Origin of the sequence: Marinimicrobium agarilyticum DSM 16975, from assembly GCF_000423345.1 — a bacterium.
Taxonomy (GTDB): Bacteria; Pseudomonadota; Gammaproteobacteria; order Pseudomonadales; family Cellvibrionaceae; genus Marinimicrobium; species Marinimicrobium agarilyticum.
In genome coordinates this window covers 260,197-274,074 of record NZ_AUHU01000006.1, presented here as the reverse complement: position 1 = coordinate 274,074, position 13,878 = coordinate 260,197, and the positions used below count along the sequence as shown (strand labels likewise).

At 58.7% G+C, this 13,878-nt stretch carries 13 protein-coding genes and 1 riboswitch; of the genes, 10 read left to right on the top strand and 3 right to left on the bottom strand.

The annotated features are described in order from the left end of the window. Nucleotides 1-60: 60 nt before the first annotated feature. A complete protein-coding gene (gene smrA / locus G547_RS0108375; protein ID WP_027329474.1) occupies nt 61-654 on the top strand; it encodes a DNA endonuclease SmrA in 594 nt (197 codons plus the stop codon). 167 nt (nt 655-821) lie between these two features. Here the strand turns inward: smrA and G547_RS0108370 are convergent, their stop codons facing one another. Genes G547_RS0108370 through G547_RS0108360 form a run of 3 tightly spaced genes read right to left on the bottom strand, consistent with a single transcriptional unit; the run spans nt 822 to nt 3,478 of the window. After that, nucleotides 822-1,130 (bottom strand): DUF2288 domain-containing protein, encoded by a 309-nt coding sequence (locus G547_RS0108370; RefSeq protein WP_027329473.1) that lies wholly within the window; start codon nt 1,128-1,130, stop codon nt 822-824. A 30-nt stretch (nt 1,131-1,160) separates the two neighbouring features. Then, entirely contained in the window at nt 1,161-2,081 is a 921-nt protein-coding gene (locus G547_RS0108365) for a hydroxymethylglutaryl-CoA lyase (protein ID WP_036187680.1), read from the bottom strand. Nucleotides 2,082-2,086: 5 nt separating this feature from the next. Then, nucleotides 2,087-3,478, bottom strand: a complete 1,392-nt coding sequence (locus tag G547_RS0108360; protein WP_051235073.1) for a TolC family outer membrane protein — start codon at nt 3,476-3,478, stop codon at nt 2,087-2,089. A 204-nt stretch (nt 3,479-3,682) separates the two neighbouring features. After that, nucleotides 3,683-3,785, top strand: a riboswitch (TPP riboswitch). Nucleotides 3,786-3,871: 86 nt separating this feature from the next. Here G547_RS0108360 and thiD point away from each other — a divergent pair. The 9 genes from thiD (at nt 3,872) to G547_RS0108315 (ending at nt 13,772) form a co-directional block, all read left to right on the top strand. After that, nucleotides 3,872-4,753, top strand: coding sequence for a bifunctional hydroxymethylpyrimidine kinase/phosphomethylpyrimidine kinase (gene thiD / locus G547_RS20660; protein ID WP_245573420.1), 882 nt, complete (start codon nt 3,872-3,874; stop codon nt 4,751-4,753). Between the two features lie 35 nt (nt 4,754-4,788). Further along, the gene (gene thiC, locus G547_RS0108350) at nt 4,789-6,684 is read left to right on the top strand and encodes a phosphomethylpyrimidine synthase ThiC (RefSeq protein WP_027329470.1); all 1,896 of its coding nucleotides are present in this window, start codon (nt 4,789-4,791) and stop codon (nt 6,682-6,684) included. Nucleotides 6,685-7,075: 391 nt separating this feature from the next. Continuing rightward, nucleotides 7,076-7,693 (top strand): NUDIX domain-containing protein, encoded by a 618-nt coding sequence (locus G547_RS0108345; protein ID WP_027329469.1) that lies wholly within the window; start codon nt 7,076-7,078, stop codon nt 7,691-7,693. A gap of 160 nt (nt 7,694-7,853) precedes the next feature. Continuing rightward, a complete protein-coding gene (locus G547_RS0108340; RefSeq protein ID WP_027329468.1) occupies nt 7,854-8,300 on the top strand; it encodes a DUF1249 domain-containing protein in 447 nt (148 codons plus the stop codon). A gap of 186 nt (nt 8,301-8,486) precedes the next feature. Further along, entirely contained in the window at nt 8,487-9,269 is a 783-nt protein-coding gene (gene cpdA, locus G547_RS0108335) for a 3',5'-cyclic-AMP phosphodiesterase (RefSeq protein WP_051235071.1), read from the top strand. Further along, entirely contained in the window at nt 9,269-9,850 is a 582-nt protein-coding gene (locus G547_RS0108330; RefSeq protein ID WP_036187678.1) for a YqiA/YcfP family alpha/beta fold hydrolase, read from the top strand. The genes cpdA and G547_RS0108330 overlap by 1 nt, the downstream gene beginning before the upstream one ends. A gap of 194 nt (nt 9,851-10,044) precedes the next feature. Further along, a complete protein-coding gene (parE, locus tag G547_RS0108325) occupies nt 10,045-11,934 on the top strand; it encodes a DNA topoisomerase IV subunit B (protein WP_027329465.1) in 1,890 nt (629 codons plus the stop codon). Between the two features lie 608 nt (nt 11,935-12,542). Further along, the gene (locus G547_RS0108320; RefSeq protein ID WP_027329464.1) at nt 12,543-12,992 is read left to right on the top strand and encodes a hypothetical protein; all 450 of its coding nucleotides are present in this window, start codon (nt 12,543-12,545) and stop codon (nt 12,990-12,992) included. Beyond that, nucleotides 12,993-13,772: a hypothetical protein gene (locus G547_RS0108315; RefSeq protein ID WP_027329463.1), complete on the top strand. Its 780-nt coding sequence runs from the start codon at nt 12,993-12,995 to the stop codon at nt 13,770-13,772. The last annotated feature ends 106 nt before the right edge of the window (nt 13,773-13,878 follow it).

The following is a 13,878-nucleotide window of genomic DNA, read 5'->3' as shown; positions in this document are numbered from 1 at the left end:
GGCGCCATAGGGCCTCGCCCGGTTCTTTTTCCGGCGCCTGCCTGAGAGTGAGCAACGGTTATGAGCAGTGATGAGCGTGATGATTGGGCACTGTTTGAGCGCGAAATGCGCGATGTCCAGCCCATCAAAAGCGAGCCCAAAGTACCTCTGGGGCGGCAGGACGCCCCGGAGGTGACCCTGGCCCAGCGCCGTGAGGCGGCGGTGAAGGCCGCCGTGGGCGCTGACGAGAATTTTCTGTCCGGCGAGTATGTCCCGCCACTGGATCCGCACGATGTGTTGGATTTCAAGCGGGATGGGGTACAGAACGGGGTGTACCGCAATTTGCGCCTGGGTAAGTACACTATTGACGCCCGTCTGGATCTGCACGGAATGACGGTGGAGGAGTCCCGCCGCGCGGTGTTTCAGTTTGTGCAGGACTGCATGTCCCAGGACGTTCGCTGTGGGCTGATTACTCACGGCCGAGGCGTCGGACGGGAGCGGCCAGCGCTGTTGAAAAGCTGCGTCGCACATTGGCTACCGTTGATGCACGAGGTATTGGCGTTTCACTCGGCGCTCCCCCAACACGGCAGCAGCGGCGCGACCTATGTTCTTCTGCGCAAGAGCGAGCGCAAACGGCAGGATAATTGGGAGCGGCAGCATAAACGCAGAGGTTGAATCCGGGACATGGCTAATCGCTGGCACTGAGGGCTGGAGCGGGATAACCCTTTCAAGACCGTGGAGCGGGGGACCCGCGATTCGAGCCTACAGGGATGTATTTACGGCGTGTCTTGAAAGGGTTATCCCGCTCCAGACCGGAGGCAAATTTATACAAAACACCTCGATCAAGAGTCCAACTTCCCCTGAACCAACACATACGGTCTTATCACCAGCGCCCACACCTCGGCGTCCGCCTCGTGCCAGGCTTGGGCCTGTTCGTCCCCAACCACATCCACCTTGCCGTCCTCCATCCACTGTTTGAACTGCTCGGCATTGTCCCGTGACAGTTCGGCGCCTACTTTTATCAAATCCAGTTTGGGGCTGACTCCGATGGCTCGGCCGGCGGCAAAAAACCGCTGGAGTTCGCGCCAGGGAATGGTGGCGGTTTCGAGGTTGAGGCTGGCTTCCAGCGCAATTGTCGGATCGTTGGTCATAGCGTGGGTCGTTAAACGGTTGAGGCGGAATTAACGTTGGGCCAGAAGCGCTCTCGCAACACGTGACGCGTTTGGCCGCTGCAGAGTGTGACAGATTCGGTCGCCGGCGGCGACCAGGCGGTCTAGGTCCACGCCGTGTTGGATACCCAGACCATTGAGCAGGTACACCACATCCTCGGTCGCGACGTTGCCCGCCGCGCCCGGTGCGAAGGGGCAGCCACCCAGGCCGGCGACGGCGGCATCAATGGTGGCGATGCCGTGACGCAAGGCGACCAGAATATTCGCCAGCGCCTGGCCGTAGGTGTCGTGGAAGTGAACCGCCAGGGCATCGGCGCCCAGCTGGGGTACCAGACGCTCGAGCAGTCTTTCCGTATCGCCAGCGGTGCCTACGCCGATGGTGTCGCCCAGGGAGACCTCTCGGCAGCCCATCCGCAACAGCTTTTCGGCAAGCTCGGCGACCCTGTCCGGCGAGACCTCACCCTCGTAGGGGCACCCGAGCACGCAGGAAATGTACCCGCGCACGGGCACGCCGGCCGCCGCCGCCGCGCTGATCACCGGCTCAAACCGTTGGAGGCTTTCGGCGATGGAGCAGTTGATGTTTTTTTGGCTGAAGGTTTCCGAGGCCGCCGCGAACAGGGCCACTTCATCGGCGTCGACGGCCAGCGCCCGTTCCAGCCCTTTCAGGTTGGGGGTGAGCGCCGCGTAGGTGATGTTCGCCCGTCGTTGGAGCTGTTGAAACAGCTGGTCGCTGTCAGCCATTTGAGGGACGCGGGTAGGGTGAACGAAGCTTCCCGCCTCAAGATAGTTGAGACCGGCATTGGCCAGATCTTCCAGTAGCCGTAATTTGGCGTGGAGCGGGACGGGCGTGGGTTCGTTCTGAAGGCCGTCGCGCGGTCCGACTTCAATCAGTCGGACGCGCTTGGGGTAGGGCGAGGAGCGGTGGTCGGTCACGCCGCTCAGTAGACGTCGTAGTCGTTGCGGCGCAGCATTTCGTCCTGGGCCAGGGCGGCATCGACGCGCTGCACATCGGCGGGAGTCAGCATGCCTGCCGCTTCTCGCAACTGGAAGGTGTTGATAATGTAATTGTATAGCGCGTCCTGATAGTCGCGCTCGGCCTGGTAAACCGCTTGCTGGGCCAGCAGCACTTCCACCAGATTGCGCGTGCCGACCTCGTAGCCGGATTGCGTGGCTTCCAGGGCGCTGCGGGCCGAAACAATGGCTTGTCGACGCGCCTCGACTTGAGAAACGCCGGTTTCAACGGACAGGTGCAAAGAGCGCGTGCTTTGAATGACGCTGCGCTGAGTCCGGTTGAATTCCGCGCGTGCCTGCAGGTACTGGGCGTGAGCCTGGCGACGCTCCGCAGAGATGCCACCGCCGGAATACAGAGGTACATTCAGGCTGAGGCGGATGCTATGGCCTTCAGATTCGGAATCACTGTTAAATACCTGACCACCCAAAAATTGCGAACCTTCCGAGGCAGTATCGCTGTAGCTGGCTGAGAGTCCCAGCGTCGGTAAGTGTTGCGACTTGGAGACTTTTGCGCTCTGTTCGGAGGCGCGAGTGTTCAGTTGAGCGGCTTTCAACTGGTAGTTGTTTTCCAGCGCAAACTCGACCCAGGCATGGCGATCGGTCGGAGTCGGGCGCACCGCTTCGAAGTCGTCTGGTAGTGGGGCCAGAGCATTGATCGGCGTGCCGGTCATTACTTCCAGATCTTCGTAGGCGATTCCCAGGTCACCCTTGGCCTGCAGTACGTTGGCGACGGCGCTGTCGTAAACCGAGCGGGCTTCGAGCACTTCGGTAATGGCGGTCAGCCCGACCTCATAGCGCTGCTGGGTCTGTTCCAACTGCTGGGCCAGGGCCTCTTCCTCGGCCATGGCGGTTTCGAGGTTGTCGATGGCACGCAACACGTTGAAATAGGCTTGTGCCACCCGGACGATCAGGTCTTGCTGAGCGGCGCCGAACTGGACTTCCGCCAGCTCGCTCAGGGTGGCGCCGCGTTTGTAGTTGTACCAGGCCGCCATATTGAACAAGGGCTGGGAGAGGGAAATTTCCCAGCCAGAGCCCTCGCTCTCGGTCTCTTTTATTCGTTCATCGCTGTTTTCGGCCAAATTATTCAGATTTTCTTGCTCGCCTTCGGAATAGTAGGCGCTGGCATCAACTTCCGGCAGCAAGCTGGAGCGGCCAATCGCCCGGTTTTCCAGCCCGGCCTCGTAAGCGGCTTCATCCGCTTGTAGCTGGGCGTCATTTTTCAGCGCCAGCTCATACACATCCAGCAGCGAATTGGCGCTGACAGAAAGGGGGGCCATGGCGATCAGGCCGAGAAACCAAAGCGTTTGGGTTGTTTTCATGTGAGTTCCTGTCCGTTGCATTCCAGAGTTGGGACGTCGTCGACCGACTGGTGGGCAACTCGGGAGTTTACTCACTCGCTCGCGGGAGGTCGAGCCCGCTTGCGGGGGAAGTTGTAAAAAAGGGTTAAACAGCGTTAGCGCGGCGACCCGCGATTGGGAGAAGTACGCTGCCTTTACAGGGCCGGATGACTGGCCTAGACTAAAGGCCAATCGTCGGGGTGCCCTGGGCTGAATGCCAAAGGCTGAGATTTTACCCGTTGAACCTGATCCGGTTAATACCGGCGTAGGGAACGAAAGCGAAACAGCCCTCTCTCGGTGTTCCTCACCGATTCTCAATCTCTATTTGGCTTGTTGCTGACGTTTCCCGCGCCACTGTCTTCGGGAGTGGAACGCGTGAACGACATTTTGGCACAACCCCATCGCTCTGGGCCCCCTGTGGCGTTGACGATCGCTGGCAGTGACAGTGGCGGCGGCGCTGGTATACAGGCGGACCTGAAAACCTTCGCCGCCTGCGGTGTGTTCGGCTGCAGCGCCCTGACGGCCTTGACCGCCCAGAACAGTCTCGGTGTTCAGTCGGTGCATCCAGTCCCCCCCGCCTTTGTCACTGAACAGCTCAACTCCGTGCTCTCGGACTTTTCGGTCCGGGCGATCAAAACCGGCATGTTGGCCAACGTTGCGGTATTGGAGGCCGTCGTCGACGTGCTCAACGATTGGCCCGACATCCCCTTGGTGGTCGACCCGGTCATGGTGGCCACCAGCGGTGACCGCCTATTGGAGCCCGAGGCGGAGCGAGTCATCCGCGACCGCCTGCTCCCGCGGGCCAACCTGATCACACCCAACCTCCCCGAGGCCGCCGCCCTGCTGGGCGAACCTCGCGCGGAAGATCAAGCCGGGCTGTGGCGACAGGCCGAGCAGCTCCTCGCCATGGGGCCCGAAGCGGTACTGCTCAAGGGCGGGCACAGCGAGGGTCCTGAGGCCATGGACCTGTTGCTCAGTGCTGAACTGTCTGAAGTGCTGTCCCGACCTCGCCTCAAAACGGCCAATAGCCACGGCTCGGGCTGCACCCTCTCGGCCGCCATTGCCGCCGGTCTGGCGCGAGGCTTGAGCCTCGCCACGGCGGTTGCCGAAGCCAAAGACTTTGTGCAGGGGGCGCTCGCCGGCTCGATCGGGTGGCAGTTGGGCGCGGGTGCCGGCCCCCTCGACCACTTCTATCGGCAGCACTGGCCAGAGCCGCCGATTCCTTCTTCATCCCTGTTGTCATCCGCCACCGAATGACCTTTTGACTGAATACCCAAATCAAGGAGTTTGCTATGCCGTCCCAACCCAATAACCAACCCTTGCGCGAATCCGCGCAGGTCGATAACGCCTCGGTCCAACCGATGCCCGGCTCGAAAAAGGTTTATGTGGAGGGCTCTCGGCCCGATGTCCGTGTACCCATGCGGGAAATCCAGTTGAGTCAAACCCCCACCGAATTCGGCGGAGAAGAGAATCCCAGCCTGAGGGTTTACGACACGTCGGGCATTTATACCGATCCGGAGGCGAGCATTGATCTGCGCCGGGGGCTGCCTGCGCTGCGGGCCGCCTGGATTGAGGAGCGCGGTGATACCGAGATCCTGCCCAAAGCGAGCGCTTACTACACCCAAAAGCGCCAGGATGATCCGGAACTGACGGCGCTGCGGTTCGACCTGAGCCGCCAGCCGCGCCGGGCCAAGAAGGGAGCCAATGTCAGCCAGATGCACTACGCGCGGCGCGGCATCATCACCCCGGAAATGGAGTACATCGCCATTCGCGAAAATATGGCGCTGGCCGAGGCACGCGAGCGCGGCGACGTGCAGCACCCCGGGGAGGCCTTCGGCGCAAACATTCCGGAGGAAATCACCCCCGAGTTTGTCCGTTCAGAGGTCGCGCGCGGGCGGGCCATCATTCCCTGCAACATCAATCATCCGGAGTCCGAGCCGATGATCATCGGTCGCAATTTCCTGGTGAAAATCAACGGCAACATCGGGAATTCGGCCCTGGGGTCTTCCATTGAAGAAGAAGTTGCCAAACTCACCTGGGGCACCCGCTGGGGGGCTGATACGGTGATGGACCTGTCCACCGGCAAGCACATTCACGAAACCCGGGAGTGGATTCTGCGCAATGCCCCGGTGCCCATCGGCACCGTGCCGATTTATCAGGCCCTGGAGAAAGTCGACGGGGTCGCGGAGGATCTGACCTGGGAGGTGTTCCGGGACACGCTGATTGAGCAGGCGGAGCAGGGCGTGGACTACTTCACCATTCACGCCGGTGTGCTGTTGCGCTATGTCCCCCTGACCGCCGAGCGGGTGACCGGTATCGTTTCTCGCGGTGGCTCCATCATGGCCAAATGGTGTCTGGCCCACCATAAGGAAAACTTTCTCTACACCCACTTTGATGATATCTGCGAAATCATGAAAGCCTATGATGTGGCCTTCTCCCTGGGGGACGGCTTGCGCCCCGGCTCGGTCGCCGACGCCAACGACGCGGCGCAGTTCGGCGAGCTGGAAACGCTGGGTGAGTTGACCCACCGCGCCTGGAAGCACGATGTCCAGGTGATGGTGGAAGGGCCCGGCCACGTGCCCATGCAGATGATCAAGGAAAACATGGACAAGCAGATCGAGGCGTGCGGCGAGGCGCCGTTCTATACCCTCGGCCCGCTGACCACCGACATCGCCCCCGGCTACGACCACATCACCTCCGGCATCGGCGCCGCCATGATCGGTTGGTACGGCTGCGCCATGCTCTGCTACGTCACTCCGAAAGAGCACTTGGGGCTGCCCAACAAGGATGATGTCAAAACCGGCATCATTACCTACAAAATTGCCGCCCATGCAGCGGACCTGGCGAAGGGCCATCCGGGCGCGCAGCTGCGGGACAATGCCTTGTCCAAGGCCCGTTTTGAATTCCGCTGGGAAGACCAGTTCAACCTGGGCCTGGACCCGGACACGGCGCGTTCCTTCCACGACGAGACGCTGCCCAAGGATTCGGCCAAGGTGGCCCATTTCTGTTCCATGTGTGGCCCCAAGTTCTGCTCCATGAGAATTTCCCAGGAGGTGCGAGATCACGTCGCGGCCCAGGGGACGGAAGTCGTGGAAGAGGCGGTCCGCATGATCGACGTGGAGGCCGAGATGCAGGAGAAAGCCCGCGAGTTCCGCGAGCAGGGGGCGGAGCTTTACCAGAAGGTTTGATGGGGAGGTTGTACTCCAGCTCGTCCGGACCCTCCAGAAAGTCCGGGCGCGCTACCGGGTGTCTCCTTCTGTAATAACCCTCCAATGATGTCGATATTTGATGAACCAGGTCATTCGTAGGGTATGGTCGGTCCGACGCCTCGGAGGCGGCAGCCGCCACCTACCTTCATGTCTTTCGCTTGGTATAGGTAGCCGAATGCTCGCGTGCTACGTAGTATAAAGGCATAAATTCACTGCAAGGACACGATGTCAGGCCTATTATTTCGAAACCCTCACTTCAGGGAAGAAGTGAGGGAGCTATAGGGACATATTCATCGCGTTTTCGAAATAATAGGCCTGATAGCGAGTCCGTGGTTGCTACTGTAGCTCCATCTCTAGATAGGCTCGAACCATGACCAACTGGAAAAAAGCCCCCTTTACCCGCGACGATGTGGAAATCACCCGCCGCGAGACCCTCTACAAAAACTTCTTCCGCGCCGAAAAGCTCACCTTGCGGCACAAGCTTTTCAAAGGCGGCTGGACCGACCCCATGTCGCGCGAGCTTTTCCTGCGCGGCCCGGCGGTCGGCGTGTTGCTTTACGACCCCGAGCGCGACCTCATTGGCCTGGTCGAGCAGTTCCGGGCCGGCGCGCTCGATGACCCTCAAGGCCCCTGGTGCCTGGAAATCGTCGCGGGCATGATCGAAGAGGGTGAAACTCCCGAGGATGTGGCACGGCGGGAGTCCGTCGAAGAGGCCGGCGTCGAGCCTCAGCACCTGGAATACATCGGCAGCTATTTCCCCAGCCCCGGCGCTTGTGATGAGAAAATGCACGTGCTTTGCAGTCTGGTGGACCTTGGCCAGGCCGGTGGTATCCATGGTCTGGACGAAGAGAACGAGGACATCAAAGTGCACGTTATTCCGGCGCTCGAAGCCTTTGAACACCTGTACACCGGGCGCTTCAATAACGCCGCTGTGCTGATCTGCCTCCAGTGGCTGCAGCTCAACCGGGGGCGGTTGAAACAGGGATAAATGCCCAAAGGTCTGTTAGACTGAATGAGTTCCGTCCGATTCTCCGGGCGGCCAAGCCGCCCAGCGCCCCACTGGCTTATTCATAGCCGCCCTCCTACGGGCGAGAGGGGCTTTTAGTGGCTGAAAAACGTCGAAAGGTACCGCAGGAGAGTCCGCGCGAATGGTAAAAAACCGCTACAAGGTCAATCTGTCCCGTCAGCTCGCCGAGTGTGAAGCCAATTACTGGCGTCTGAGCAAGCTGATGCCCGAAGGCGTGAACGGTGGTGAGCGCTGGCAGTTCGCGGTGACCAGTGGTGGCCGGCAGTGGTTGACGCAACTTGAAGTGACCGAGCGCTCCCGCTACACCACGACGCTGCGATTGAGCCAATCGGACGCGGCCGTCGGGGATGACTGGCTCAAGGCGCCTCAGCTCACCGTGCGTCTCTATCACGATGCGCAACTGGCCGAAGTGCTCGCCTGGGAGCGCCATCGCCGCCTGCAGCCGCGCTATGAATATCCCAATAGCGCCATGTACCACCAGGACGAAAAGGCGCAACTGAACCGTTTTCTGGGCGAGTGGCTCGGCTTATGCCTGGCGAAGGGGCATAGCCTGGAAACGGTCTGGTAGTCCTTCACACTCCCTGACAAAAGTTCCGACACTGGTGGCAACTTCCTTGCACCTGTCTCAACTTGTGGTTATTCTCCAAAAACATTCCAGATTACACAGTAGCGCTGCCAGAGCCGCGTTTTGCGCGAACCGCCTGGGGCGCCATGAGTCAACTGGAAGTGGAGTCAACCGGATATTGAGACGTTCGTGCGCCTGATTCAGATAACCGACTGCCATTTGGGCCCTCTGTCTGATCCCTCCCTGCTGGGGCTCAACACTGACCAGAGCCTGGCGGATGTAATGGAGTTGATTGCCAAAGAGCAATCGACCTACGACGCTGTGGTCTGCACGGGCGATGTCGCCAGTGATGCCCACACCGAGTGCTATGGGCGCTTCGTGGAAACGATTCGACGCTATACCGGCGTGCCCTTGGGCTGGCTGCCCGGCAACCACGATTCCGCGTCGACCATGGCCCAGTATGAGGGAGACGATGTACCCGAGTCCCGCGTCATGATGGTGGGCGAGTGGATGCTCGTGCTGCTCGATTCAGCGGTGCCGGGCTTCGTCCATGGCCATTTGGCGCAGAGCGAGCTGGAGTTTCTGGACCAGACGCTGGCCAGCAACAGTCACCGTCCGACCATGATCATGCTCCACCACCAGCCGGTCCCGGTAGGGAGCCGCTGGATTGATGAATATATCCTCAATAACGCCGATGCCTTCTTTAAGGTCGTTGACGCGCACTCTCAGGTCAAAGCGATTTCCTGGGGGCACGTGCATCAGTTCTACCAGGGTGAGCGCAACGGGGTACAGTTGTTTGCGACGCCCGCCACCTGCATCCAGTTCGAACCCGGTAGCCAGGATTTTGCGGTGGACCATGCCATGCCGGGCTATCGCTGGTTTGAGCTGCATTCCGATGGGACTCTGGATACGGGCGTCTCGCGCGTGACTGACCGCGAATACCAGATTGACTACCGTTCTGCCGGTTACTGATGGCGACAGCCCCCCGGTTACTCTATATTCACGGTTTCCTCAGCTCACCCGCCTCCTTCAAGGCGCGTCAGGTGGAAGCCTGGCTGGCGCGGCATCGCCCCGAAATGGATTTTCAATGCCCGCATTTATCTCCTTACCCGGCTGATACCGCCCGACAATTGAGCGCCTTGATCCCGGACGACGCCCCCCTTTACCTGATGGGTAGCTCCCTGGGAGGCTTCTGGGCCACCTGGATGGCCGAGCAATATCAGTCTCCCGCGGTGCTGGTGAACCCCGCCGTCGCTCCCTGGCAATTCATGCCGGATTATCTGGAGGTTGACCTGAAGGGGTATCATACCGATGATACGTATCGCCTGACGGCTCACCATGTGGATGAATTCCGGTGCTACGACGTCAATCCCCCGAGCCGGCCGGAGAACCTGTGGCTACTGGTGCAGACGGGAGATGAGACATTGGATTACCGGCAGGCGGTGGATAAATACGCGGGGGCGAGGCAAACCGTCGAGCCCGGCGGCGATCACGGTTTTCAGGCCTTTGAGCGCTATATTCCCGACGCCTTGGCTTTTCTGGAAAGTCGGTAGTGGCGGATGCGCGCGCTGCGTATTCGCCCCACGCAACCTCCGCACTACCTGTAGGGCGGATAAGGCCGCAGGCCGCATCCGCCGTTACCGAACATGACTTCACCCTGACCGTAGGGTGGATAAGTCCGAAGGGCGTCATCCACCAAAAAAACTGCATCCAACAACAAGATCGACGACAGAGTTAATACCCTTTTATGGCAAATTACTCCTCAGAAGATATTGAAGTCCTCACGGGGCTCGACCCGGTCAAAAAGCGTCCCGGCATGTACACCGACACCACGCGGCCCAACCACCTGGCTCAGGAGGTGATCGACAACAGCGTGGACGAGGCGCTCGCCGGTCACGCCAAAAGCATTCAGGTGGTCCTGCACAAAGACCACTCGGTCACCATCTCCGACGACGGTCGCGGTATGCCGGTAGATATTCACCCGGAGCAGGGCAAGCCCGGGGTGGAAGTGATCCTGTGCACCTTGCACGCGGGCGGCAAGTTCTCCAACAAGAACTACCAGTTCTCGGGCGGCCTTCACGGGGTCGGCGTCTCGGTCGTCAACGCCCTGTCCCAGATGTTGGAAATCACCATCAAGCGGGACGGTCAGGTTCACCGCATGGGCTTCATGAATGGTGATAAAGCCTCGGACCTGGAAGTGATTGACACCTGCGGCAAGCGCAACACCGGCACCGCCATCCGGTTTCTGCCCAACCCCAGTTACTTTGACTCCCACAAATTCAGTGTCAGCCGCCTGCGCCACGTGTTGCGTGCCAAGGCTGTGCTGTGCCCCGGGCTGACCGTCACCTTCAAAGATGAACAGTCTGGGGAAACCGATGAATGGTTTTATGAAGACGGCCTGAAGGATTACCTCCAGGGCGCCACCCAGGGCTGGGAAACCCTGCCCGAGCTGCCTTTTGTCGGCGAGTTCAACGGCAAGACCGAAGCGGTGACCTGGGCGGTGCAGTGGTTGCCCGAAGGGGGGGAGCTGGTGCAGGAAAGTTACGTCAACCTGATTCCCACCGCCCAGGGTGGGACCCACGTCAACGGCCTGCGCACGGGCTTGCTGGATGCGCTTCGCGATTACTGCGAATTTCGCAACTTGTTGCCCCGCGGCGTGAAGCTGGCACCGGAAGATGTCTGGGCGAACTGCAGTTACGTCTTGTCCTCGAAGTTGGCCGACCCGCAGTTCTCAGGCCAGACCAAAGAGCGTTTATCCTCGCGTGAGGCTGCGGCTTTTGTCTCCGGTATCGCTAAAGATGCATTTGCACTTTGGCTCAATCAGCACACCGAGGACGGGGACAAGCTGGCGGAGCTGTGCATCAATAACGCCCAGCGGCGTGTGCGCTCGAGTAAAAAAGTCGCTCGGAAAAAAGTGACCCAGGGCCCGGCGCTCCCCGGTAAGCTGGCGGACTGTTCCAGCTCCGATCCGGTGCGTAGCGAACTCTTTCTGGTGGAGGGGGATTCGGCCGGCGGCTCTGCCAAGCAGGCGCGGGACCGCGAATTTCAGGCCATCATGCCGCTGCGCGGCAAGATCCTGAACACCTGGGAAGTGGATGTTTCCGATATTTTTTCCAATCAGGAAGTGCACGACATTTCCGTGGCCTTGGGGGTGGACCCCGGCGCGACGGACCTGAATCAGCTTCGCTATCACAAGATCTGCATCCTGGCAGACGCCGACTCCGACGGCCTGCATATTGCGACGCTGCTGTGCGCGCTGTTCGTACAGCACTTCCGCCCGCTGGTGGAAAACGGTCATGTGTTCGTGGCCATGCCGCCGTTGTACCGAATCGATGTGGGCAAGGAGGTGTATTACGCGCTGGATGAGAGTGAGAAAAACGGCGTGCTGGATCGGATCGAGGCGGAGAAGAAAAAGGGCAAGGTGAATGTGCAGCGTTTCAAGGGGCTGGGTGAGATGAACCCGCTTCAGTTGCGGGAGACCACCATGGCTCGTGATACCCGCCGCCTGGTGCAACTCGGCATTGATGATATTGAGGGCACGCTGCAATTAATGGATATGCTGCTCGGGAAAAAACGCGCGTCTGATCGTCGTGTTTGGCTTGAGAGCAAAGGGAATTTGGCCGATATTCCTGTGTAGTTAAATTTGAGCAAAATCGTTTTTGGTACAAGCTAAACCGAGAGATCTATGCTGGAGGGTGGAGTCGGCGCCTCTGTGTTGTGGCTAGAGGCGACATGCTGCAAAGAAAACACCGGTATGCCAACTTTGAGGCGCACGATTCGTGGCCCAAGATTCTTCCGTTCTCTCTCAGGAGGGGCCAGTTTTTAAAAAGAGTTGCTATATATAGTAAATTTACGTAGCATTCTTTTGGTGTAACGATTATCAAAATAAAAATCACTTTATTGCTTGGATCCAACCCTAATAAAAAGGACTTAACAATGAATCGTTTCTTCTTCTATTTTCGACGTACTCTCTGGCTTTTGATTTTTGGGGCAGCCTGCTACCCCGCTCACGCCGTCTATATAACGTATTGCTATCATCCTTCCCCGGTTTGTACGACTAAGCATCACGCAGGGTATACAGAAACAATATGTCAAACACAGGGTGAGAAATGCGAAATTCAATGGGTGGAAGATTTGTCTAGGCCTCCAAGTACACAGCCGCCTAGCACGCCACCGCCTGGTACACCCCCGCCTAGCCCGCCACCAAACCCCGAGCCTTCTCCCGGTCCGATAGAGGAGGTGGTAGTGACTGGAGAAAAAGTTCAGAACTCCGCTCTGACTGACGATCTTGATTGGTATAATGCGTATCTCCGCCACATAAGGCTGGTAGCTCGGGCGGCGCTAGATGCTGCTGCCGAAGCAGCGCGCAGAGGGCTTAAAGAGCAAGCAATGAGGAACTTGGTGGAAGATCGCAGGGCGTCCGCCTGTAGAGGGAGCGTAATGTATGCGGTGGGTGCTTGTAAAAGTTATTATCATCGAGCTGCAAGTGATTTAAATAGAGCGTGCAATGGGCTCGCCACTGGTGTTACCGCCTCAGTTGAGTTGAATTTTGGGGTTTTTTCAGCGCAGGCCGGTGTTAGTGGAACGGACAATATGCTCGCATGTAAGCAGAGTGTGAAAGTTGACAAAGAGGCAGCTTTTCAGTTCTGTGAATCGGACGGTATTATGTTTTCTTTGTACGCAGGGTGCCCTTAAATGAAGCTTAGAATATTTTCATTCATGGCTTTCGGGGCTATGCTTTTGGGCGTCTTTTGGTGGGTGTTCGCTCAAGAAGACATGGCTGGCTCGCAGCCTCTTTCTGAAGCGCGGCTTCAGGCGAGCGACGAAAATAGCAGCGTTGAGCTTTCGGTGAGGAGAGGCATCGAAGAGGTTGGTGCTCATAGGGGCTCACGATCCGCTGCGGCAGTTGAGCGTAATGAAGGCGTGGCGGCGCAACCGCCGGCCCCTTATCCCGACGAAATACACGTGACTAACGATGAAATGGCGGGATACCAGAGCTATAACAACGACGTTTTATCCGAGCTCGGGGAGAGTGGCGATATTGTAGCGCTTCATGTCTTGGCAGCTCGATATGGTGATGATCTTGATCTGGAAAAACACCAGCAGTATTTGATCAAGGCATTAGATCATGGTTCAGCAACTGCCGCTGCCGAATTGTCAATTTTTAATAGCAACTACAAATTGGCGATGGCACAAGATCCAGAGGAGAAGCTTCAAGCGGGCAGGGATAGTCTGGCTTGGTTGGCGCTTGCTCAGTTGCAAGGGGATGAGGACTTGGACGATATGTTTGGCAGGCTGGTTCAGGAGTTGTCCGCTAAAGGGATTGAAATAGACCCTCAAAGCGTAAAACAACGAGTAAGAACGTTGGCTGACTCTATCCAAGCTCGGCGCAAAGCGGGGGGAGTTAATCTCCATATTGATTATTCACAAGAAGAAGTCGATCGCATAATTGACGCAGGTCTGGAAGTCCAATAATTTTCGAGCGGAGTCTGCCGTTGACCATTAACGGCGGCATATAAAGTTCGGCTTGGCCGGGAAGGGGCTGCACCCGAGGCTTGAGATTTTGGGTGTACGAGGTTTG